15 protein-coding genes are annotated in these 20,145 nt (G+C 66.9%); 10 read left to right on the top strand and 5 right to left on the bottom strand.

The window, feature by feature from the left end; genetic code table 11:
- Positions 1 to 151 precede the first annotated feature (151 nt).
- A complete protein-coding gene (locus ACYVII_RS10090; RefSeq protein ID WP_460534502.1) occupies positions 152 to 1,684 on the top strand; it encodes an ABC transporter permease in 1,533 nt (510 codons plus the stop codon).
- A 55-nt stretch (positions 1,685 to 1,739) separates the two neighbouring features.
- Positions 1,740 to 2,855, top strand: a complete 1,116-nt coding sequence (locus tag ACYVII_RS10085) for an ABC transporter permease (RefSeq protein WP_460534501.1) — start codon at positions 1,740 to 1,742, stop codon at positions 2,853 to 2,855.
- A gap of 59 nt (positions 2,856 to 2,914) precedes the next feature.
- Here ACYVII_RS10085 and ACYVII_RS10080 read toward each other — a convergent pair whose 3' ends face one another.
- A complete protein-coding gene (locus ACYVII_RS10080; RefSeq protein ID WP_460534499.1) occupies positions 2,915 to 3,544 on the bottom strand; it encodes a PH domain-containing protein in 630 nt (209 codons plus the stop codon).
- 140 nt (positions 3,545 to 3,684) lie between these two features.
- Here ACYVII_RS10080 and ACYVII_RS10075 point away from each other — a divergent pair, with 140 nt between their 5' ends.
- From ACYVII_RS10075 to ACYVII_RS10065, 3 genes are all read left to right on the top strand, one after another.
- Positions 3,685 to 5,595, top strand: coding sequence for an ABC transporter ATP-binding protein (locus ACYVII_RS10075; RefSeq protein WP_460534497.1), 1,911 nt, complete (start codon positions 3,685 to 3,687; stop codon positions 5,593 to 5,595).
- 187 nt (positions 5,596 to 5,782) lie between these two features.
- Positions 5,783 to 7,693, top strand: coding sequence for a GTP-binding protein TypA/BipA (typA, locus tag ACYVII_RS10070; RefSeq protein ID WP_460534495.1), 1,911 nt, complete (start codon positions 5,783 to 5,785; stop codon positions 7,691 to 7,693).
- A 137-nt stretch (positions 7,694 to 7,830) separates the two neighbouring features.
- Positions 7,831 to 8,271 (top strand): hypothetical protein, encoded by a 441-nt coding sequence (locus ACYVII_RS10065; RefSeq protein WP_460534493.1) that lies wholly within the window; start codon positions 7,831 to 7,833, stop codon positions 8,269 to 8,271.
- Between the two features lie 4 nt (positions 8,272 to 8,275).
- On the opposite strand, the gene efeB is transcribed toward ACYVII_RS10065, so the two are convergent.
- Genes efeB through efeU form a run of 3 tightly spaced genes read right to left on the bottom strand, consistent with a single transcriptional unit; the run spans position 8,276 to position 12,437 of the window.
- Entirely contained in the window at positions 8,276 to 9,586 is a 1,311-nt protein-coding gene (efeB, locus tag ACYVII_RS10060) for a Dyp-type peroxidase (protein WP_460534491.1), read from the bottom strand.
- Complete coding sequence (efeO, locus tag ACYVII_RS10055; protein WP_460534489.1) at positions 9,583 to 10,806, bottom strand: EfeM/EfeO family lipoprotein; 1,224 nt, start codon at positions 10,804 to 10,806, stop codon at positions 9,583 to 9,585. The genes efeB and efeO overlap by 4 nt, the downstream gene beginning before the upstream one ends.
- A gap of 20 nt (positions 10,807 to 10,826) precedes the next feature.
- Positions 10,827 to 12,437: an FTR1 family iron permease gene (gene efeU / locus ACYVII_RS10050; RefSeq protein WP_460534487.1), complete on the bottom strand. Its 1,611-nt coding sequence runs from the start codon at positions 12,435 to 12,437 to the stop codon at positions 10,827 to 10,829.
- A gap of 130 nt (positions 12,438 to 12,567) precedes the next feature.
- Here efeU and ACYVII_RS10045 point away from each other — a divergent pair, with 130 nt between their 5' ends.
- The 5 genes from ACYVII_RS10045 to ACYVII_RS10025 all read left to right on the top strand — a co-directional run bounded on the left by ACYVII_RS10045 (position 12,568) and on the right by ACYVII_RS10025 (position 17,256).
- Positions 12,568 to 12,933, top strand: a complete 366-nt coding sequence (locus ACYVII_RS10045; RefSeq protein ID WP_460534485.1) for a hypothetical protein — start codon at positions 12,568 to 12,570, stop codon at positions 12,931 to 12,933.
- A gap of 103 nt (positions 12,934 to 13,036) precedes the next feature.
- Complete coding sequence (fdxA, locus tag ACYVII_RS10040; RefSeq protein ID WP_325454634.1) at positions 13,037 to 13,357, top strand: ferredoxin; 321 nt, start codon at positions 13,037 to 13,039, stop codon at positions 13,355 to 13,357.
- A gap of 17 nt (positions 13,358 to 13,374) precedes the next feature.
- On the top strand, positions 13,375 to 14,481 hold the full coding sequence (gene dapC, locus ACYVII_RS10035) for a succinyldiaminopimelate transaminase (RefSeq protein WP_460534483.1): 1,107 nt from the start codon (positions 13,375 to 13,377) through the stop codon (positions 14,479 to 14,481).
- 145 nt (positions 14,482 to 14,626) lie between these two features.
- The gene (locus tag ACYVII_RS10030; protein ID WP_460534481.1) at positions 14,627 to 15,937 is read left to right on the top strand and encodes a type II citrate synthase; all 1,311 of its coding nucleotides are present in this window, start codon (positions 14,627 to 14,629) and stop codon (positions 15,935 to 15,937) included.
- A 776-nt stretch (positions 15,938 to 16,713) separates the two neighbouring features.
- Complete coding sequence (locus ACYVII_RS10025; RefSeq protein ID WP_460534479.1) at positions 16,714 to 17,256, top strand: hypothetical protein; 543 nt, start codon at positions 16,714 to 16,716, stop codon at positions 17,254 to 17,256.
- 201 nt (positions 17,257 to 17,457) lie between these two features.
- Here the strand turns inward: ACYVII_RS10025 and ACYVII_RS10020 are convergent, their stop codons facing one another.
- On the bottom strand, positions 17,458 to 20,052 hold the full coding sequence (locus ACYVII_RS10020) for a penicillin acylase family protein (RefSeq protein WP_460534477.1): 2,595 nt from the start codon (positions 20,050 to 20,052) through the stop codon (positions 17,458 to 17,460).
- Between the last annotated feature and the right edge of the window lie 93 nt (positions 20,053 to 20,145).

Below are 20,145 nucleotides of genomic sequence, written 5' to 3'. Positions count from 1 at the left end.
AAGATCGCTCAGTCGCGGGGCGTCGGACCGACCAGGTTCGGCGCCCCGTCGCTGGGCACGCTCGCGTCGGCGTAACATCTGTACGCACTCGGCAACGTCGCCGTTCGATGTGATTGCGCCTCAAAAAGGCAAGTAGAGGTTCTCGTTCCCTATGGTGAGTTATATTGCGAGGCGCATCGGCGTCTCGATCCTGATCTTGATCGCCGCGTCGTTCATCATGTATGTGCTTGCGGCCGAATCTGGAGATCCGCTTCAGGATCTCGAGGGCAGCAATTCGCCCAACAAAACAGCGCTCATCGAAGCGCGTGTTCATACCCAGCATCTCGACCTGCCCTCGCCAGTGCGATGGTTGCTCTGGCTTGGTGGAGTCGCGCGATGCATCGTGCCGGTCGGCGGTGGATGCGATCTGGGCACGACCTTCCAGAACCAGCAGGTCTCTCAGTTGCTGCCGCAGGCTGTGACGGCGACGATTCAGCTCGTCACCGTGGCGTTCGTGCTGGCCGTCGTGCTCGGCGTCGCCCTGGGCATGGTGACAGCCCTCCGTGCCTACAGCGGGTTCGACTACTCGATCACCCTGGTGAGCTTCTTCCTGTTCTCGCTGCCGTCGTTCCTCATCGCGGTGCTGCTGAAGAGCTTCATCGCGCTCGGGTACAACAACTTCCTCGCCGATCCCACGCTCTCGCCTCTGGCGCTGGCTGTCTGGGGTGTCGTGGTCGGCCTCGTTGTGCAGCTCATCACGGGGGGCAATTTCCGAAAGCGGTTAGTCACCTTCCTGATCGCGGGTGCGCTCACCGTTCTCATCCTGTGGTACATGTCGCTGACTCAGTGGTTCATCAAGCCGTCGCTCGGACCCGTGATCGTGATCATCTTCTGCGCAGCGATCGGCTTCGCCGTGGTCGCCCTGCTGGCGGGCACCCGAAACCGCAAGGCGTGGACCACCGCGGGAATCAATGTCGCGATCGCCATCGCGTGCTACTTCGGACTGCAGTGGCTGCTGAACATGTCGAGCATCGGCACGCTGATCATCCTTGCCGTCGCCGCCATCGGCATCGGCCTGCTTGTCGGGTTCTTCGTCGGCGGGTACGACCGAGCGCTGATGATGAGGATTGGAGCACTCACCGCGTTCTTCAGCTCTGGCGTGATCGTGCTCGACCGGTTCATGCGGTCGTGGCCGGCGTACATGGACGACACGAATGGTCGCCCGCTCGCGACCGTAGGCTCGGCAACGCCGGGCCTCAACGGGGACGTGTGGATCACCGGCCTCGACACCTTCAGTCATTTCCTGCTGCCCACCCTGAGCCTGCTGCTGATCAGCTTCGCCGGCTACACCCGGTATTCGCGGTCGGGCATGCTGGAGGTGCTCGGCCAGGATTATGTGCGCACGGCGCGGGCCAAAGGCCTTCCGGAACGCACCGTGATCGTGCGGCACGCGTTCCGCAACATGCTGATCCCGATCACGACATTGGTCGCCACCGATATCGGCGCGCTGCTGGGTGGTGCGGTGATCACCGAGTACGTCTTCGGCATCAGCGGAATGGGGCAGATGTTCATCGCCGGGCTCTTCCGCACCGACGTCAATCCGATCATGGGCTACTTCCTCGTGGTGGCCGTTACGGCGATCGCGTTCAACTTCCTCGCGGATCTGACCTACTCGGCACTCGACCCGAGGGTGCGTGTGCGATGACCCGACCGAGCATGCGCACACAACCCACAGAACCATTGGCTGCGGAGGTGGCCGTATGAGCACGCTTCAGGGAAACCTGCCCGAGCCGAACGTGAGCGACGGCTTCGAAGTAGCCGAGACGGAGAAGGGCGCCAAGGGCCAGAGCCAAGGGCGGATCATCATCCGCCGCTTCCTGAAGAACAAGGTCGCCGTCGCGGCCCTGATCATCTACGTGGTGATCCTGCTGTTCTCGATCTCCGCGATCGGTGTTGGCCCGATCCACGGGTGGTGGCCGTACACATACAAGCAACTCAATCCTCAGGTGAACCAGGGCGCGCCCACACTGAGCTTGTGGCCGTTCAGCCTCGGCGAGCATCCGTTCGGGCAGGACCGCATCGGAAAGGACTACTTCGCGCTCACCATGCGAGGCATCCAGAACTCGGTTCTGGTCATGGTCGTACTCGGCTTGTTCGCCACCGTTCTCGGAGTCATCGTCGGCTCGATCGCCGGCTACTTCCGCGGCTGGGTCGATGCGGTCCTCATGCGCATCACCGACATCTTCATCGTGATCCCCGTGATCGTCATCGGCGCCATCGTCGGCCGCACCGCTGGGGGCCTCGGCGCCCTCGGGCTTGCGATCCTTCTCGGGTTCGTTTCCTGGATGGTCATCGCGCGACTCGTGCGGTCGGAGTTCCTCGCCCTGCGTGAGCGGGAGTTCGTGGAGGCAGCGCGAGTCGCCGGCGCGTCGGATGCCCGGATCATCTTCCGGCACATCCTGCCGAACGCGGTGGGAGTCATCATCGTCGCGTCAACGTTGCTGATCGCGTCGGCCATCCTGCTGGAGACGGCGATCAGCTATCTCGGATTCGGCATCAAGCCACCGGACTCGTCGCTGGGACTCCTGATCAGCCAGAACCAGAGCGCATTCAGTACGCGCCCGTGGCTGTTCTGGTGGCCGGCGCTCTTCATCGTGCTGCTCGCACTATGCACGAACTTCGTCGGCGACGGGCTTCGCGAGGCCTTCGACCCGCGGCAGCAGCGCTTCAGCCTGCGTCGTACGCGCGAGCCGGAGCCCGAGCCGACTGAGGCCGAAGCGGTCGCGACGGCGTCGACCGCCGAGTCGTCGACGGTGCACCACGCATCGGCGCCCGGATCCGGCGACGACCCGGCTGGCAGCGGGAAGGGCGCCTGATGGTGGCTCCCACTCCGCTCGCCTCGCTTCTGCACGAGCGCCCGAGGGGTTCCTCCGTGTCAGAGCACGAACACCAGCACGGAGCCGATCAGCAGAGCGGCCATGATGCCGTTCAACCACCAGTGCACCCGGATGTCTACGGGCGTCTGGTCAGCGACGCCGGCGTCGATGCGTCCGGCATCGCGCAGACGCGCCCATCGTTCGCGGATGAGGTATGCGGCCTGGCCCGACTCGCTGGCGATCAGGTCTCCGGGCCGGATGCTGCCGTCTTCACTGACCGGCGCCATCTCGACACGGCCCCGTTCCTGCTTGCGTGCCGCCATGGCCGCACCGGTGCGGCCGGGAGCCGGCGCCGCCCAGACGCTGTAGCGGTGTCCAGGGATGAAGAGCGTGAGCGCGTACTTGGTGTCGATGTGGATCAGCGCGGGCCATGGCACCGTGACGGTGCGGAAGACGTTGACGACGCGGATTTCCTCGTCGTCGATCTGGATGCTCGGGCGCCACAGCGCGACCCACGCCAGCAGTGCGACAAGGGCCACAGGAAGGATCGCGAAGGGGTCGCGCAGGCCGGCGTGGATCCACACGTAACCAGCCAGGGCGAAGGCGTCCAGCGCCCACACCACGACCGCGAGCACGCGGTTGAACCTCGAAACGAAGACATCACGGTCGACGGCCGCGGAAGAATGCATGGATCCATGGTGGCAGCATCCGCTTACGCTTCCGTGCACGTGCCGCCCGCGACCCGCGCTGCACGACGACTCGCGTCGCGGCCCACCGGCCGTGCACGACTTGGAATACGGCCCACCGGCCGAGAAGGGGCCGCCGTCTGATGGCACCGGAGAACAACACCCCCGTTCTGCAGGTCTCCGACCTCAGTGTCGACTTCGCCGTGGACAACGTCTGGGTTCCCGCGGTCAAGAAGCTCAATTACTCGATCAAGCGCGGCGAGGTCATGGCGCTCGTCGGCGAGTCCGGCTCGGGCAAGAGCGTCAGCTCGATGTCGGTGCTCGACCTGCTCCCGCCGAACAGCCGGGTCAGCGGCTCGATCAAGCTGAACGGACGCGAGCTCCGCGGTCTGCCGCCGTCGCAGATGCGCGGCATCCGAGGCAAGGAAATCGCGGTCATCTTCCAGGAGCCGATGACCGCCCTGAATCCGGTGCTCACGGTCGGGTTCCAGATCGTGGAGACCCTGCGCATCCACTACGGCATCTCGCCGCACGAGGCGAGGGAGCGGGCGATCGAACTACTGGGGCTCGTCGAGCTGCCCGACCCGGTGAAGGCGTTCAACTCGTACCCGCACCAGCTCTCCGGCGGACAGCGGCAGCGCGCCATGATCGCCCAGTCCATCGCGTGCGACCCCGGCCTTCTGATCGCCGACGAGCCGACGACGGCGCTCGACGTGACGGTGCAGGCCGAGATCCTCGATCTGATCCGCAACCTCAGCGACAAGCTCGATTCCGCGGTTCTGCTGATCACCCACGACATGGGTGTGGTGGCGGACCTCGCCGACCACGTGGCGGTCATGCGGCGCGGTGAAGTGGTCGAGGCTGGGCCGACGCTGCAGATCTTCCGCGAGCCGAAGCATCCGTACACGATCGCCCTGTTGGATGCCGTTCCGCACCTCGGTCAGGGTGCGGAGGGCCAGGAGATCGACGTCACCGTCGCGCTGGCCGCCGCCGCCCTGGCGGAGGACGACACCCCGACCGGCCTGCTGGAACAGATCGAGGTGAACGAGCAGGCGCTCGAGGAGGCGCGCCAGGTGGCGGCCGAACTCGACAGCCGTGAGAAGGTGCTCGAGTTCAAGAACATCGTCATCGAGTACCCGGGCCACGGCCGCGTCAAGGCGTTCCGAGCGATCGACGGCGTGGATCTCACCGTGCACAAGGGTGAGGTGATGGGCCTGGTCGGCGAGTCCGGCTCAGGCAAGACAACGCTCGGCCGCGCCGCGATCGGTTTGCTGCCGGTCACCGCGGGCGAGCTCAACGTCACCGGCGTGAATCTGTCGACCTGGAGCCGCAAGCGGGTGCGTCAGGTGCACAAGAACGCCGGCATCGTGTTCCAGGACCCCGCGTCGTCGCTGAACCCGCGCATGACGATCGGCCAGTCGATCGGTGAGCCGCTGCTGCTCGCGAAGGGGCTCAAAGGCCGCGCCCTGGAGAAAGAGGTGCAGGGACTCCTCGACAGCGTCGAGCTGCCGACGTCCTACAAGTCGCGGTATCCGCACGAGCTCTCCGGCGGGCAGAAGCAGCGCGTCGGCATCGCTCGCGCCATCTCCCTGCACCCCGAGCTGTTGATCGCGGACGAACCGACCTCCGCTCTCGACGTCTCGGTGCAGGCGACGGTGCTCGAGCTGATCAAGAACCTGCAGGCCGAGTTCCAGTTCGCCTGCCTGTTCGTCACACACGACCTCGCCGTCATCGACGTGCTCGCCGACCGCATCGCGGTCATGCACCTCGGGCGCCTCGCCGAGGTGGGAACGCGCGACGAGATCCTGCGCAATCCGCAGGATCCGTACACCCAGCGTCTCATCGCGGCCGTTCCGCTTCCCGATCCGGAGGTGCAGCGGGAGCGGCGCGAACTGCGTGCGCGCATCCTCGCGGCCGGCAGCGACGAGTACGACAACAAGGCGCTTCATCCTGAGGCGGGGGAGTACGCGGAGCCGCAGCAGTACCCGGCGGCCGCGGGATACGGCGGAGGCGGGGAGGAGCCCGAGCCGGACGAGAAGCGTCCCACCGACTGAACGGATGCCCGAGCGTTCCCTGATGGGGCACTCGGGCATCCTCCGGTAGACTTTCAGGGGCGGGGTTCTCCCGCCCCTTCGTCACGCCCGCCCGCACCGAGTGCGTGAGGCGACGCATCCGACTTCGGCTCGGCCGCTGTGAAAGCGGTCAAGCATCCACTTCATCTCTGCACGCGAGGACTACAGCATGGCCATCCGCACCCGTGACGATCTGCGCAATGTCGCGATCGTCGCCCACGTCGACCACGGCAAGACGACGCTCGTCGACGCCATGCTGAACCAGACCCACTCTTTCGCCGAGCACGCACACGTCGAAGAGCGCGCGATGGACTCCAACGAGCTGGAGCGTGAGAAGGGCATCACGATCCTCGCCAAGAACACGGCGATCTCGTACAACGGCAAGCACGCGAACGGCACGCCGGTGACGATCAACGTGATCGACACGCCCGGCCACGCCGACTTCGGCGGCGAAGTGGAGCGCGGCCTCTCCATGGTCGACGGTGTGGTGCTGCTGGTGGATGCCAGCGAAGGGCCGCTGCCGCAGACCCGCTTCGTGCTGCGGAAGGCTCTGGAGGCGAAGCTGCCGGTCATCCTCGCGGTGAACAAGACGGACCGGCCGGATGCCCGCATCACCGAGGTCGTGCACGAGAGTCAGGACCTGCTGCTCGGCCTCGCCTCCGACCTCTCCGACGACGTGCCAGACCTCGACCTGGACGCGATCCTCGATGTGCCGGTGGTGTACGCGTCGGGCAAGGCGGGCCGGGCATCCGCAGCCGAGCCCGCGAACGGCGAGCTGCCGGACAGCCCCGACCTGGAGCCGCTGTTCGACGCGATCCTCACGCACATCCCGGCGCCGACGTACGACGACGAGGCTCCACTGCAGGCGCACGTCACGAACCTGGATGCGTCTCCGTTCCTCGGTCGTCTCGCCCTGCTGCGCGTGTTCAACGGCACCATCAGGAAGGGTCAGACGGTCGCCTGGGTGCGCCACGACGGCGACGTGCACAGTGTGCGCGTCACGGAGCTGCTGATGACGAAGGCGCTGGACCGCTACCCGGCCGAGAGCGCCGGTCCCGGCGACATCGTCGCCGTCGCCGGCTTCGCCGACATCATGATCGGCGACACGCTCGCCGACCCCGACGACGTGCGGCCGCTGCCGGCGATCCACGTCGACGAGCCCGCGATCTCGATGACGATCGGCACGAACACCTCCCCCCTGATGGGCAAGGTGAAGGGTCACAAGCTCACCGCTCGCATGGTCAAGGACCGGCTCGATCGGGAACTGATCGGCAACGTCTCCATCAAGGTGCTCGACATCGGGCGCCCGGATGCCTGGGAAGTGCAGGGGCGCGGCGAGCTGGCGCTGGCCATCCTGGTGGAGCAGATGCGCCGTGAGGGCTACGAGCTCACTGTGGGTAAGCCGCAGGTCGTGACGAAGAAGGTGGACGGCAAGACGTTCGAGCCGTACGAGCACCTCACCATCGACGCGCCGGAGGAGCACCTCGGCGCCATCACGCAGTTGCTGGCCGGTCGCAAGGGCCGGATGGAGTCGATGTCGAATCACGGCACCGGCTGGGTGCGCATGGAGTTCATCGTGCCATCGCGCGGCCTGATCGGATTCCGCACCGAGTTCCTCACGTTGACGCGCGGAACGGGCATCGCGAACGCGATCTCGCACGGCTACGACGAGTGGGCAGGACCCATCGTCACCCGCAGCAACGGCTCGATCGTGGCCGACCGGGCCGGCTCGGTGACCGCGTATGCGATCATCCAGCTGCAGGAGCGCATGACGTTCTTCGTGAACCCGACCGACGAGGTGTATGAGGGCATGGTCGTGGGGGAGAACTCCCGCGCCGACGACATGGACGTGAACATCGTCAAGGAGAAGAAGCTCACCAACATGCGTTCCTCCACGGCCGACACGTTCGAGTCCATGACGCCTTCGCGTCAGCTGACGCTCGAGGAGTCGCTCGAGTTCGCCCGCGAAGACGAGTGCGTCGAGGTGACGCCGGAAGCGGTGCGCATCCGCAAGGTCGAGCTGGACCAGCAGACGCGAGGCCGTGCCGCTGCCCGGCTGAAGCGGGAATCGCAGAGCTGAACGGCGAGCCGCCAGGCACTGCCGGCACCGAGCATCTGTCAACCTTGAGGAATGCTTGGAATCACGGATGACCTCGCACCGGGCCGCGCTACCTTACCGGTGTCGGCTCTCGCCGGCGTCGAGCACCTGGAGTCAGCATGATCCGCACCCGTCGTGCTCTGGTCGCCGTACCGCTCGCCGTGCTGCTCGCCTTCGGGTCGACCGCGGCGCTGTCGGGATGCAGCGTGCAGAGCATAGTGCGCAACGTGACGCATGGCCACGTCAACCTCGACGGCAAGTCGGTGCCCGCCGACTTTCCGAAGGCGGTGCCGCTGGCGCACGGCGACGTGGTCACTGCGGCCTCTGTCGGCTCGTCGGACGGCAAGATCTGGAACGTCACCATGAAGATCAGCGGCGCGGATCCGCTCGATGCGATCGTCGGTCAGTTCGCGGATGCCGGCTTCCGGCAGGATCTGAACAACCGCACCGACAAGGGCGGGACCGTCTCGTTCACGAAGGATCGGTACTCGGTGCTGGTCGTCATCGCCAAGGACTCCTCGAAATGGGTCGCCAACTATACGGTGACCGAGAAGAAGTAGCCGCCTACGCGAACAGGCTCTCCGCCAGGTAGTGTCCCGGCTCCGGCCCTGGAGGCACCGCGAACACAGCGGATCCGATGTGCGAGATGTACTCGTTGAGGCGGTCGTACGCGCCCAGCTTCTTCTGAAGGGTCACGAAGTTGCCCGGGTTGTTCGTGTAGGCGATGAACATGAGGCCGGCATCCAACTGCCCGAACTGGTTGATGCCGTCGGTGTAGTTGTAGGAGCGCCTCAGGATCTTGACTCCGCCGTTGTTCTCGTGAGCGGCCAGCGCAACGTGCGAGTTCTGCGCGATGACGTGCTGCCCGTTGGCGGTCTTGCCGAAGTCCGGGGTGTCGAACTCCTTCGTGCCGGTGAGCGGGGCGCCATCGGATTTGCTGCGGCCGAAGACGGTCTGCTGGTCGCCGATGCGGTCGGCATCCCAGATCTCGATGTTCATCTGGATCTTGCGCGCGACCTGGTAGCTGCCTCCTGACATCCATCCGGCGTCGTCGCCGAGCCAGACGAAGTCGCGATACTCGTCGTCGGAGCGGATGTTGCGGGTGCCGTCCTTGAAGCCCATCAGGTTGCGAGGGGTGGTCTGGTTTGCGCCAGCTGAGGCTCGGCCGAAGCCCATCACGGTCCACCGGGTGCTCACTGTGCCGCGGCCCATTCGGGCGAGGTCGCGGATGGCGTGGTAAGCGACCTGCGGATCCTCGGCGCACGCCTGCAGGCTGAGGTCGCCGCCCGTGAGCCCCGCCTGCAGGTTGTCGCTGGGCAGTTCGGGAAGGGGGCCAAGCAGCTTCGGCTTCTTCGCGGTGAGCCCGAAACGGTCGTCGAAGATGCCGGGTCCGAGTCCGAGCGTGACGGTGAGGGCGTTGGGGCTGAGGTCGGCCGCCTCGCCGGTGTCCTGCGGCACGGCGCCCGGACGGGTGGGCTGCACGAGCCCGACCGGCTTGCCCTGCATGAGCTGTGCGATGCCGGCCGACCACCTCGCGAACAGGGACTGGAGATCCGTCGCCGTGCTGCCGGCATCCACGTCGAAGGTCATGTAGACGCAGTGCCGTTGCGGCTCGGTGCGGATGCCCGCCTGGTGCACGCCGCCGTAGAACGGGTAGCTCAGCGTCGCATCGACCGCCTCACCCTGATCCTTAGGCGTCAGAGCCTGCGCGGCGAGTGTGCCGCCCACGCCGGCCAGTGCGCCCACGGCGAGGCCGCCGGCGCCCATCGCGAACAGGCCGCGGCGGCTCACGTGCGAGGTGGTCGCGTCGGCCGACGGCGTGGACTCGCCTGGCATTACGGCGGGATCGGCGGCGGACTCGCGGTCGTCGGTCATTGCGCGGTGGCGACCTTCTCGGCGAGGCGGGAGAGCGGGTCCTGCAGGGCCTGCACCGCCTGGCTGAGCGTGTTCGCGTCGCTCGCGCGGAGCTCGGCCGTGTAGGTCTTGTAGCCGCCAACGGCCGACGGGTCGCGGTAGGTGTCGAGCATCGCGTTCACCTTGTCGAACTGCGTCGCGATCTGCGAAGTGAGGCTCGAATCGATCTTCGTGAGCCCGGGCTTCAGATATTCGAATGCCTGCTGCGAGCCCTCGACGTTCGCGGCGAAGTCGGCGAGGTCGGTGTGGCTGTACGCCTCCTCCTCGCCCTTGATCTTCGACGACTGCACCTCTTCGAGGAGTCCCGCTGCGCCGTTGGCGAGATCTTCCGGCTTGTAGCTCAGCGACTTCGCGAGCCCGGCGAGCGTGGTGACGTTCTTCTGCAGTTCGGCGGCGAGCTGTTTGGTGCTGTCGGTGATCGCACCGTTCTGCCACAGGTCTCGCTCGATGGCGTGGAAGCCGTGCCACCCGACGGCGTCATCGAGGTTGGATGCCCGCATGTCGATCAGGTAGTCCAGGTTGCCGGCGTTGTCGTTGGCCTTCGTGCCGGGCAGCACGAACCCGTCGACATCGGACTCGATGCGCTCGTAGAACGGGCGCGCCTTCCCATACGCCTGCTGGGCCGCGGTCACGTCGCCGGAATCGACAGCGGACTTCAGGCTGGCGACACCCTGCACGAGGCCGGCGAGCTGGTCGTCGACGTATCCCGCATAGTCCGTCGCGCCCTGTTTCAGCAGCGTCTGCACGCTCCCCGTCTTCTGTGTCGCTGCCTTGCCCGTGACGGTGAACGCGATGTTCTCGTTCTTGCCGCCCGGGCAGTAAAGCGTGTACTTGCCACCGCCGAGGGTCAGCGTGAAGCTCACCGGCTTCAGGCCCGGTGCGAGGTTCTCCTTCTCGCCGATGATCCGCTGATCGCTCTGCAGCTCGACCTCGGTGATGCCTGTCGCGCTCTCGTTGTGCACGGTGAACGTGATCGGACCGGCCGGAGCCGAGGCGTGGTCCATGCTGCAGGCATCCGCCGATCCGTCGTTCGCCAGCGTGATCTTCACGTGCGACGCACCGGAGGCCGACGGCTTCGCGCCGCTGTCGTCTGCTGCGCACCCGGCGAGCAGGAGCGTGGCGCTCACCACCGCGGCGGCTGTCGCGCCGGCGCGGGCGCGACGACGGCTACTGGGCTGCATTCGTTGTACTCCAGCGGTGTTCAGGACGCCGTCGATCGTGCGACGTCGGTGGGGGTCGTTGCGGGCTTGGTCTGTGGTCCCGCCGGCGCGGCCGACGCGGCGGCGCGGGCATCCGACCCCGAATCGGGGGTCGGGGAGATCGCACGGCGCTCGCGGACGCCCCGCAGGGCCAGTGCGATCGCCGCGATCGCGAGCACGAGGGGGAGCCACAGCTTCCACAGCACCGCCTCGCGAGCGGATGCCTGTGCCGCCGCGATAGCGCCGCTCGAGGCCGCAACGGTCGCCCGCTTCACCGACCACGCACCGTGCCCGTCGTCGACGGCGAACGCCCGCGGGGCCGCGAGCCCGCCGCCCGAGATCGTGACGACCGTGCGTACCTGGCTCGATGCATCCACGAGTCCGGCGTCGAAGGTGTACGCGGTCACGGACGTGGTCGTCGTCCAGGACGCGGAATACGGGCCAGGGGCGCGCACCGGGTCGATGCCGACCGGAATACGACCGCGGTTCAGCTTCACGAGCGCGTCGAGGCCGAGTGAACCGGGGCGATCCGCGGGGTGCGCCGTCGTGGTGGAGGTCCAGGACCGGTTCGCGCCCGCGTGCGAGGCCGGTTCCGGTCCGCTGAGGCTGAAGGTGCCGGGATCGTGTTTCGTGACCACGAGCCGCGCCGAGTTGCCCTGAGGGTGGAAGGACGCGGTGCCGCCGCCCGTGACGGGCACCGCCGTGGGGAGTTCGGGCCGGGATCCCATCGGCACGGCGACGGCGAGCACGATCGCCGCGACGCCGAACACGGCGGCGGAGACGAGCATGGCCCGGGAAGCGGCGCGGCCGATGAGCTTCAACCGCTTCGGCCACAGCGAGTACGCCAACACGGGCACCACGTACAGCAGCCAGCCGAGCACTTCGACGACGCGCGGGTCGGCCGGGATGCCGAGCACGCCGGTGATGAGTGCCGCCTGCACCGATCCGGCGGGAGCGAGCCAGGAGAGGTCGACGGTGGCCTGCTGCCCGAATGAGATCCAGCCCGCCTCGTGCGCCGTGCGCAACGTGGTGACGACGAGACCGGCGGCCACGAAGACCAGGAAGATGCCCGTCACCGTGAAGAACCGCGAGAGATTGAGCCGAACACCGCCGGTGTAGAGGCCGATGCCGATCGCGACCGCCGCGGCGATGCCGAGCACGGCTCCGAGGGCCGCCGCTCCGGCGCTGTTGGATGCCTGGAACGTGGCCAGCAGGAACACGGAGGTCTCGAATCCCTCCTTCAGCACCGCGAGGAACGCCATGCCGGCCAGCGCCCACGTCGTGCCTGAGCCCAGTGCCGCTGCCGCCTCCCGCTCCAGCTCCTTCTTCAGGCCGCGGGAGTTCTTCTTCATCCAGACGATCATCGTGGTGACGAAGACGACGGCGATGGCGCCGATGATCGTCTCCATGCCCTCCTGAGCGGCCTGGGGGAGGCTCGCCTCGATCGCCTGCAGGATGAATCCGACCGCGACGCTCAGCGCCAGCGCGGCCACGACACCGAACCACATCGGCTTCAGCGATGCCCCGTTGCGCTTGAGGAATGCGGCGATGATGCCGACGATGAGCGCAGCCTCGAGGCCTTCGCGAAGGCCGATGACCAGGGTTGCGAGCACAGCGGAGCCTTCGGATCAATCGGGTGGGATTTCGGTAAGGCTAACCTTACCTGGATCGACTGTAGGCGCGAAGGGGCCGGGCTGTCCACTCGCCCCTCACTTCTGTGCGCACCGCCCGTAATATGGCGCCATGTTGTTGCGAGCGCTCACGGCCGTGATTCTCGGCATCGTCGGGCTCGTGTTCGGCATGCTCGGCACCGTGGTGCACAGTTCAACGCTGGGCTCGTGGCAGGTGCCGTGGGGCATCGTGGTCGCGTTGCTCGCGCTGGCCTGCCTGCTGGCGGGCATCCGTCTCCTGAGCGACGGACGCCTCTACACGGCTTGTGCCGCGCTCGGTGCCCTGGTCGCCATCGCCCTGCTCTCGCAGAGGAGCTTCGGCGGATCCGTTCTCATCACGAACAGCGTGCCGGGTTGGATCTGGATGGCCGGCGCCGTGGTGATCGCGCTGCTCGCAGTCGCATGGCCAGGCGCTCCCAAAAGGGGGCCGGCTACCTGAGCCCCTGCATCGTTGCGTCGCATGTCGGCGACTCGTCGGCGAGGCGCGGCGGCACCCTTAGACTGGCATGGCGCTCAAGAAGCCCGAGAGGAGCCAGTGGACCGTGACCTATGTCATCGCCCTGCCGTGCGTGGACGTCAAAGACAGAGCCTGCGTCGATGAATGCCCGGTGGACTGCATCTATGAGGGCGAGCGCACTCTCTACATCCACCCGGACGAGTGCGTCGACTGCGGTGCCTGCGAGCCGGTCTGCCCGGTCGAGGCGATCTACTACGAAGACGACCTGCCCGAGGTGTGGAGCGACTACTACCGCGCGAACGTGGAGTTCTTCGATGACATCGGATCCCCTGGTGGTGCGGCGAAGGTGGGCGTGATCCCGAAGGATCACCCGCTGGTGGCGGCGCTTCCCCCGCAGAACCACTGAACGCGCGGATCGCGGAAGTGACCCGGCCCGAGCTGCCCGGCTACCCCTGGGACCTGGTGGCGCCGTACGCGCAGCGCGCCCGCAGGCATCCCGGCGGCATCGTCGACCTCTCGATCGGATCCCCGGTCGATCCCACACCGGAGGCCGTGCGGCAGGCGCTGGCCCAGGCGACGGATGCGCACGCCTACCCGCAGACGGCCGGCACCCCGGAACTGCGCGACGCCATCGTGTCGTGGTTTCAGCGGCGCAGGGGCGTGCCGGGACTCACCGGCGCGAGCGTGCTGCCCACGATCGGCTCGAAGGAGCTCGTCGCCCTCCTGCCCGTGCTGCTCGGGTTGGGTCCGGGCGACATCGTCGTGCACCCGCGCGCCGCATACCCGACGTATGCGATCGGGGCTGCGGTCGTGCAGGCGACGTCTCTGGCATCCGACGATCCCGCCGAGTGGCCGGAGGACACGCGGCTGGTCTGGCTCAACTCGCCCGGCAACCCTGACGGGCGCGTGCTCGACGAGGACTTCCTGCGTAATGCAGTGGCGAGGGCCCGTGAGCTGGGCGCGGTGATCGCGAACGACGAGTGCTATGCCGAGCTCGGTTGGGAGGGGCGCTGGGCCGGCGAGCCGGTGCCGAGCATCCTCGATCCGCGCGTGGTCGGCCACGACCTTTCCGGTGTGCTGTCCGTCTATTCGCTGAGCAAGCAGTCCAACATGGCCGGATACCGGGCCGCCTTCGTCGCGGGCGATCCTGCGTTGATCGCGCGGCTTCTCACGGTGCGCAAGCACGCCGGACTGATGCTTCCCGCCCCCTTGCAGCGCGCCATGGTCATTGCGCTCGGCGACGACGACGCCGTGCGCGAACAGGTCGACCGCTACCGGCGCAGGCGCGAGGTGCTGAAGGCGGTGCTTGAGGCATCCGGGTTCCGCATCGACCACAGCGAGGCGGGGCTGTACCTGTGGGCGACCGCGGGAGAGGATGCCTGGACCACCATGGGCAGGCTGGCCGAGGTGGGCGTCCTGGCCGGCCCCGGCGTGTTCTACGGCGACTTTTTCCCGCAGCACGTGCGATTCTCGCTCACGGCCACCGACGAGCGGATCGCTGCGGCAGCGGAACGGCTCGCGGCGCTGTAAATCCCTATCAGTTCAGGCATCCGGCCGACCGATTTTCGGTTTCACTGCACCGAAGCGGGCGGTCATTGGGGGGTACGACAGTGGACCACCTTTGCCCGTAGGCTGTACTGGCACGATCTTTGGCAGTGCTTGTGAGGAGGCTCGAGTGAACGCAGGTGGTCACGACGGAGGGGACGGCGACACGCGAGCCACTCTGACGTACCCGGGCGGTACAGCCGAGTTCCCGATCCTGCCCAGCGTCGACGGAGCCTCGAGCATCGACATCTCGACGCTCGCTAAGCAGACCGGCTTCACCTCGCTCGACTACGGCTTCGTGAACACCGCAGCCACGCGCTCGGAGATCACGTTCATCGACGGCGAGGCGGGCATCCTGCGTTACCGCGGGTATCCGATCGAGCAACTCGCCGCGAACTCCACGTTCCTCGAGGTGGCCTGGCTGCTCATCCACGGCGAACTGCCGACCGCGGACGAACTCGGCAACTTCGACGAGCGCATCCGCCGTCACACCCTCCTGCACGAGGACCTGCGCAGCTTCTTCGGCGCGCTGCCGCACGATGCGCATCCCATGTCGGTGCTTTCCAGCGCCGTCTCAGCGCTCGGCACGTTCTACCAGGACTCGCTCAGCATCAGCGACCCGGAGGCTGTGGAGCTCTCGACCATCCGGCTGCTGGCCAAGCTGCCGGTGATCGCCGCGTACGCGCACAAGAAGAGCCTCGGGCAGGCCTTCCTCTACCCGGACAACTCGCTGAGCTTCGTCGACAACTTCCTGCGGCTCAACTTCGGCACGCTCGCCGAGCCGTATGAGGTCAATCCCACGGTGTCGAAGGCGCTGGAGCGCCTGCTGATCCTGCACGCGGATCACGAGCAGAACGCATCCACCTCGACGGTTCGTCTCGTGGGATCGACCCAGGCGAACCTGTTCGCCTCGATTTCGGCCGGCATCAACGCGCTCTACGGGCCTCTGCACGGCGGCGCGAATGAAGCAGTGCTCGACATGCTTGCGCGAATCCGCGACTCGGGCGAGAGCGTGCACCGCTACGTCGAGCGGGTGAAGAACAAGGAAGACGGCGTGCGCCTGATGGGCTTCGGCCACCGGGTGTACAAGAACTACGATCCGCGCGCCAAGCTGGTCAAGGAGAGCGCGGATGCCGTTCTGCAAGACCTCGGCGTGCACGACCCGCTGCTCGACATCGCGAAGGAGCTGGAGCAGATCGCGCTCGACGACGACTACTTCAGCCAGCGCAAGCTCTATCCCAACGTGGACTTCTACACCGGGGTCATCTACAAGGCGATGGGCTTCCCGACGCGCATGTTCACCGTGCTGTTCGCGATCGGCCGCCTGCCGGGATGGATCGCACACTGGCGAGAGCTGAACACCGACCCAGCCACGAAGATCGGCCGCCCCCAGCAGCTCTACGTCGGCGAGCCGGAGCGGGACTACCCGGCAGAGCGCTGAGCACACCGCCGGCCGCCGCAGGCATGTCTCACTAATTGCGGCTCAGGCGCGCCTCTACCGGCAGGTTCTGAGACTTGTTCCCGTGATGTGTCTCAGAACCTGTGCCGTGAGCGACCCGAGCCGGCGTCTTCTGAGACATGCCTTCACGAGAGCTTGCCGGTCGTGCCAACGGCATCGGGTCTCAGCCGGTGAGCGGTGCCGCGACAACGGTCGCAGCAGTCCCGCCGCTCCCGCCCGGGCCATCGGCACTCGTCCACAGGAGACGCTTCCCGAAGGTTCTCCACAGTTCGGTCTCCCCGGGACGAACCGAGCGCCGTTCATGTGGCGTAGTGGTTCTGTGAGTCGAGCACAGCCGTTGCCCCCGGAATTGCAGAGTCGTCCGTTCGCCGTCGCTGAGGCGGTGCGCTCAGGGGTGTCGATGTCACGACTGCGAGCGGGGGACCTGATCGCACCGACGCGCGGCGTCCGCGCTGTTCGAGTGGGTGCTCCACGACGGCCGGAGAAGGAGACCGCATCTGAGCGAATGGAGCGGCTCTGCAAAGAACTCCTCCGTCGCACCGAACAGGTCGCGCCTGCACTCACCGGCCACCAGTTCGTGAGCCACGACACCGGACTCGCGCTGCTCGGTGTACCACTGCCGTACACGGAAGAAGACGAACGCGCGTTGCATGTCTCGGCACGACGCCCTGCCGCGAAGCCGCGCCGCGAAGGCGTAGTCGGCCACCGTCGGCCACCGGCTGCAAGAGCGACGCCCGGCCAGGTGGAAGGTCCAGGGCGTGCCCATAGAACATCCTGCTCGGCTGTGGCGGCAGGCCGGCTCGCTGTGGCAGCTCGACGACGTCGTCGCCGCCGGCGACTTCCTTGTGCTTCCTCGAAGGAGGCTCGCCACCATCGAGGAACTTCGCCGGGAAGTCGAGTACGCGGGGGATGTCACGGGCGGCGTGCTCACGCGGGCGCTCGACGAGATCCGCGTGGGCGCCGAGACCGCCGAGGAGACATACCTGAGGCTTCTGCTTACACGCAACGGCTTGCCCGACCCGGAGCTGAATATCGATCTGCGCACTCCCGAGGGCCGGTTTGTTGCGCGGCTCGACCTCGCGTATCCGCGGTACCGCGTTGCCGTCGAGCACGATGGGCGCACGCACGCGTTCGACGAGAACCAGTTCGCGCGTGATGCCGACCGCTGGGATGACATCCGTGCGTTGGGGTGGCGCCACGTGCGCATCCTCAGCCACCATCTGCGACCCGAAGAAGGCGTGGCCGTCGCGAAAGTGAGGGAAGCGCTGATCGAGAGAGGTTGGCGTCCCGATTTGCGATGAGCGCGGAACAATATGTCTCAGTTCTTGCTGGTCCCCGCAGCGGATTCCGCAGGATCTGCGACATGCGCGGCGAGTGTGTCTCAGAAAGGGCGGGGATGCCAGAGCGGAGCCGCATCTACTGAGACATGCTCGACGTATTTCATCTCGGATGAGGCTGGGACGGGCAGCGGGGGACCACCGCCCGCGGACAACGCGGCGAGACTAAGCGGCAGGCATCAGCGTCAGCGTGTCCTGCGTCGACTTCGCGATGGCATCCGCACTGAACGCCCACGGACGGGTCTTGTTGTGCTGCCAGAGCGGCGTCTGGTCCACGTAGTGCGGGTTGAACGCGTGTCCGGAGTCGCCTGTGAGGTTGATCCAAGTGGAACGGTCGAAGTCGCTCAGATCGATCACCTGGCGCATCGAGGGCACCCAGTTCACCTGGTAGCCCTGCGAGGCGTCCCAGCCGACGGCATCCACCACCGATGACGCGCCGCCCAGCTTGTACGGTCCCCGGTTGAACAGCCACTCGATCGGTGCGATGCCGGACTCGCCGAAACTCTGATTCGTGACCTCGAGCGTGTGGATGTCTCCCCACTTCCAATCGGACATCTCCGGCCCCATGAGCTTCACGGCCTCGTGGTATGCCTGATCGGCCGCGTACGCGAACATCTCGTCTCGGTCGCCTACGCCGAGGCCGTCGTCGACCCACCATGGGGAGTCCTTGTCTTTGGCGAGGCTGTCGACGACCTGGAACCAGCGGTCGCCGCCCACCGGTGCAGCGCCGGCGGGAAGCTTGCGGGCGAACGCATCGTGCAGCAGGTTGCGCCAGAAGATGTTGAAGTAGGCGGCAGCTGCGCTGTCTTCGTCGTCGCGGTAGTTCCAATGATCGAGCAGGTCGACGGCCCGCTGGGTTCCGTGGTCGAGCGAGATGCTCTTCAATATGGGGACCAGGGCGGCGGCATTGGCGTCGTAGGTATCCGCGTCGATCTTCGACATGGCGGCCGAGGTGATCTTCGTGCCCGAGGAGATCAGCTTCTCGAGGTGCGCGGTGATGCGGTCGGCGCGGTAGCCGGCATCCCAGTCCTTTGTGAGGTTCACCGGGAAGTCCGGTCCGACGGCGGCGTTGTTGGCCGTGACGATGAACCCTCGCGCCGGGTTGTACACGCTGGGCAACTGATCGAACGGGATGTAGCCGCTCCAGCCGTACGCGCTCGACCACCCCGGGGTGATGGTCGTGCCGTCGCCCTGCTTGCGGATCGGGATCACCCCCGGCGCCTGGTAGCCGATGTTCCCCTTCGTGTCGGCGTAGAGCAGGTTCTGTGCTGGCACGTCGAATTGGCGGGCAGCGTCGCGGAAACCTTGCCAGTCGGTAGCCCTGTCGAGGGTGAAGATGGACTCGGCCGTCGTGCCAGGAGTGAGCGCGGTCCACTGCAGCGACAGCGCATACTTGCCGCCTGGAGCGTCGCCGGCCGGCTTCTCATGGCTCTTCACGATGGTGTCGTAGTCGCCTCCGGAGACGATCGGGCCGTGGACGGTGGAGCGCACCGTGATGGTCACCGGCTTGCCGCCGGCGACCTTGATCGTCTCGTCGCGGGTGGTGAACGGCAGCACCTGTCCGTCGTACTCGTAGCCCTTCCCGCTCAGCTTCTCCAGGTACAGGTCTGTGACGTCGGGGCCGAGGTTCGTGAACCCCCAGGCGATGTGGTCGTTGTGCCCGATCACCACGCCGGGCAGCCCCGAGAAGCTGAACCCTGCGACGTCGAACGGGCAGGATGCGCTCACGTGCGCGCAGTGCAGGCCGACCTGATACCAGATGCTCGGCGCGGCAGGTCCAAGGTGGGGGTCGTTCGACAGCAGCGGCTTGCCCGTCGCCGTGTGGGATCCGGCGACGACCCACGAGTTGGATCCGATGTCGTCGCTGTTGATCCCGAGCAGCGCCGGCACCTCGGCGGCGGATGCCTGCACCTGGGACGCGAGCGTCGCGATGTCGTGTGCAGCGGCATCCGCGCTCGTGCCCGATGACCCTGAGCCGAGCAGCGCGGCTGCGGAGGCGGTGGAATCGGTCGGGTCGACCAGTGTGGCGTCGCCCCCGCCGGCATCCGTGATGGTCGGATGCGACGAGTACGGATACTGCGGATGCAGCTGTGCGATCTGGTCGGGAGAGAGCTTCGTCGCCAGCAGCGCGCGGTCGAGCTCGTCTTCGAGGTTGGAGCGCAGGTCCCACGCCATCGCCTTGAGCCACGAGACGGAGTCGACCGGCGTCCACTTCTCCGGCGTGTATCCCGGTGTCTGCAGTCCCAGCACGGCGTACTCGAGCGAGATGTCGGCGCCCTTGTGGTCTTTCAGATACGCGTTCACGCCGTCTGCATACGCCTGGTAGTAGGAGAGCGAGGTGGGGTCGAGGTTCTTGACCTCCTGCTCGGCGACGCGCCGCCAGCCGAGCGTGCGGATGAATTCGTCGGTGCCGATCTGGCTCTTGCCGAAGAGCTCGCTGAGGCGCCCTGCCGTGACGTGCCGGCGGAAGTCCATCTCCCAGAATCGGTCCTGTGCGTGCACATAGCCCTCCGCCAGGAACAGGTCGTGCGTGCTGGATGCCGTGATCTGCGGGATGCCCGCGTCGTCGCGTCGCACCTCCACCTGAGCCTTCAGACCGGGGATCGAGATACTGCCGGTGGTCTGCGGGAACGAGCGGGTGACGGTCCAGAAGCCGAGCACGGCGGCGATGACGGCCAGCGTCACGACGATGGCGAGCAGAATGCCCAGAAACCGCCAGAACGGATGCCGGCGGGTCAGGCGCGGTGCATCGGTGCCCACATCACTCCTTCGTGTTGCTCCCCGCGGCCATGCTATCGGGGGCCAGAACGACGGGGCGGAACGGACGCGACCAGCGCGGCCTCCGCTCCCGCG

It is taken from the genome of Humibacter ginsengiterrae, assembly GCF_054780115.1.
The sequence above is the reverse complement of the archived record's forward strand: the minus strand, read 5'-3'. Positions and strand labels throughout refer to the sequence as shown.

Coding starts and splice junctions, on each gene's coding strand:
- ACYVII_RS10090 (WP_460534502.1), top strand. CDS start 152: ATGGTGAGTTATATTGCGAGGCGCATCGGCGTCTCGATCCTGATCTTG.
- ACYVII_RS10085 (WP_460534501.1), top strand. CDS start 1,740: ATGAGCACGCTTCAGGGAAACCTGCCCGAGCCGAACGTGAGCGACGGC.
- ACYVII_RS10080 (WP_460534499.1), bottom strand. CDS start 3,544: ATGCATTCTTCCGCGGCCGTCGACCGTGATGTCTTCGTTTCGAGGTTC.
- ACYVII_RS10075 (WP_460534497.1), top strand. CDS start 3,685: ATGGCACCGGAGAACAACACCCCCGTTCTGCAGGTCTCCGACCTCAGT.
- typA (WP_460534495.1), top strand. CDS start 5,783: ATGGCCATCCGCACCCGTGACGATCTGCGCAATGTCGCGATCGTCGCC.
- ACYVII_RS10065 (WP_460534493.1), top strand. CDS start 7,831: ATGATCCGCACCCGTCGTGCTCTGGTCGCCGTACCGCTCGCCGTGCTG.
- efeB (WP_460534491.1), bottom strand. CDS start 9,586: ATGACCGACGACCGCGAGTCCGCCGCCGATCCCGCCGTAATGCCAGGC.
- efeO (WP_460534489.1), bottom strand. CDS start 10,806: ATGCAGCCCAGTAGCCGTCGTCGCGCCCGCGCCGGCGCGACAGCCGCC.
- ACYVII_RS10045 (WP_460534485.1), top strand. CDS start 12,568: ATGTTGTTGCGAGCGCTCACGGCCGTGATTCTCGGCATCGTCGGGCTC.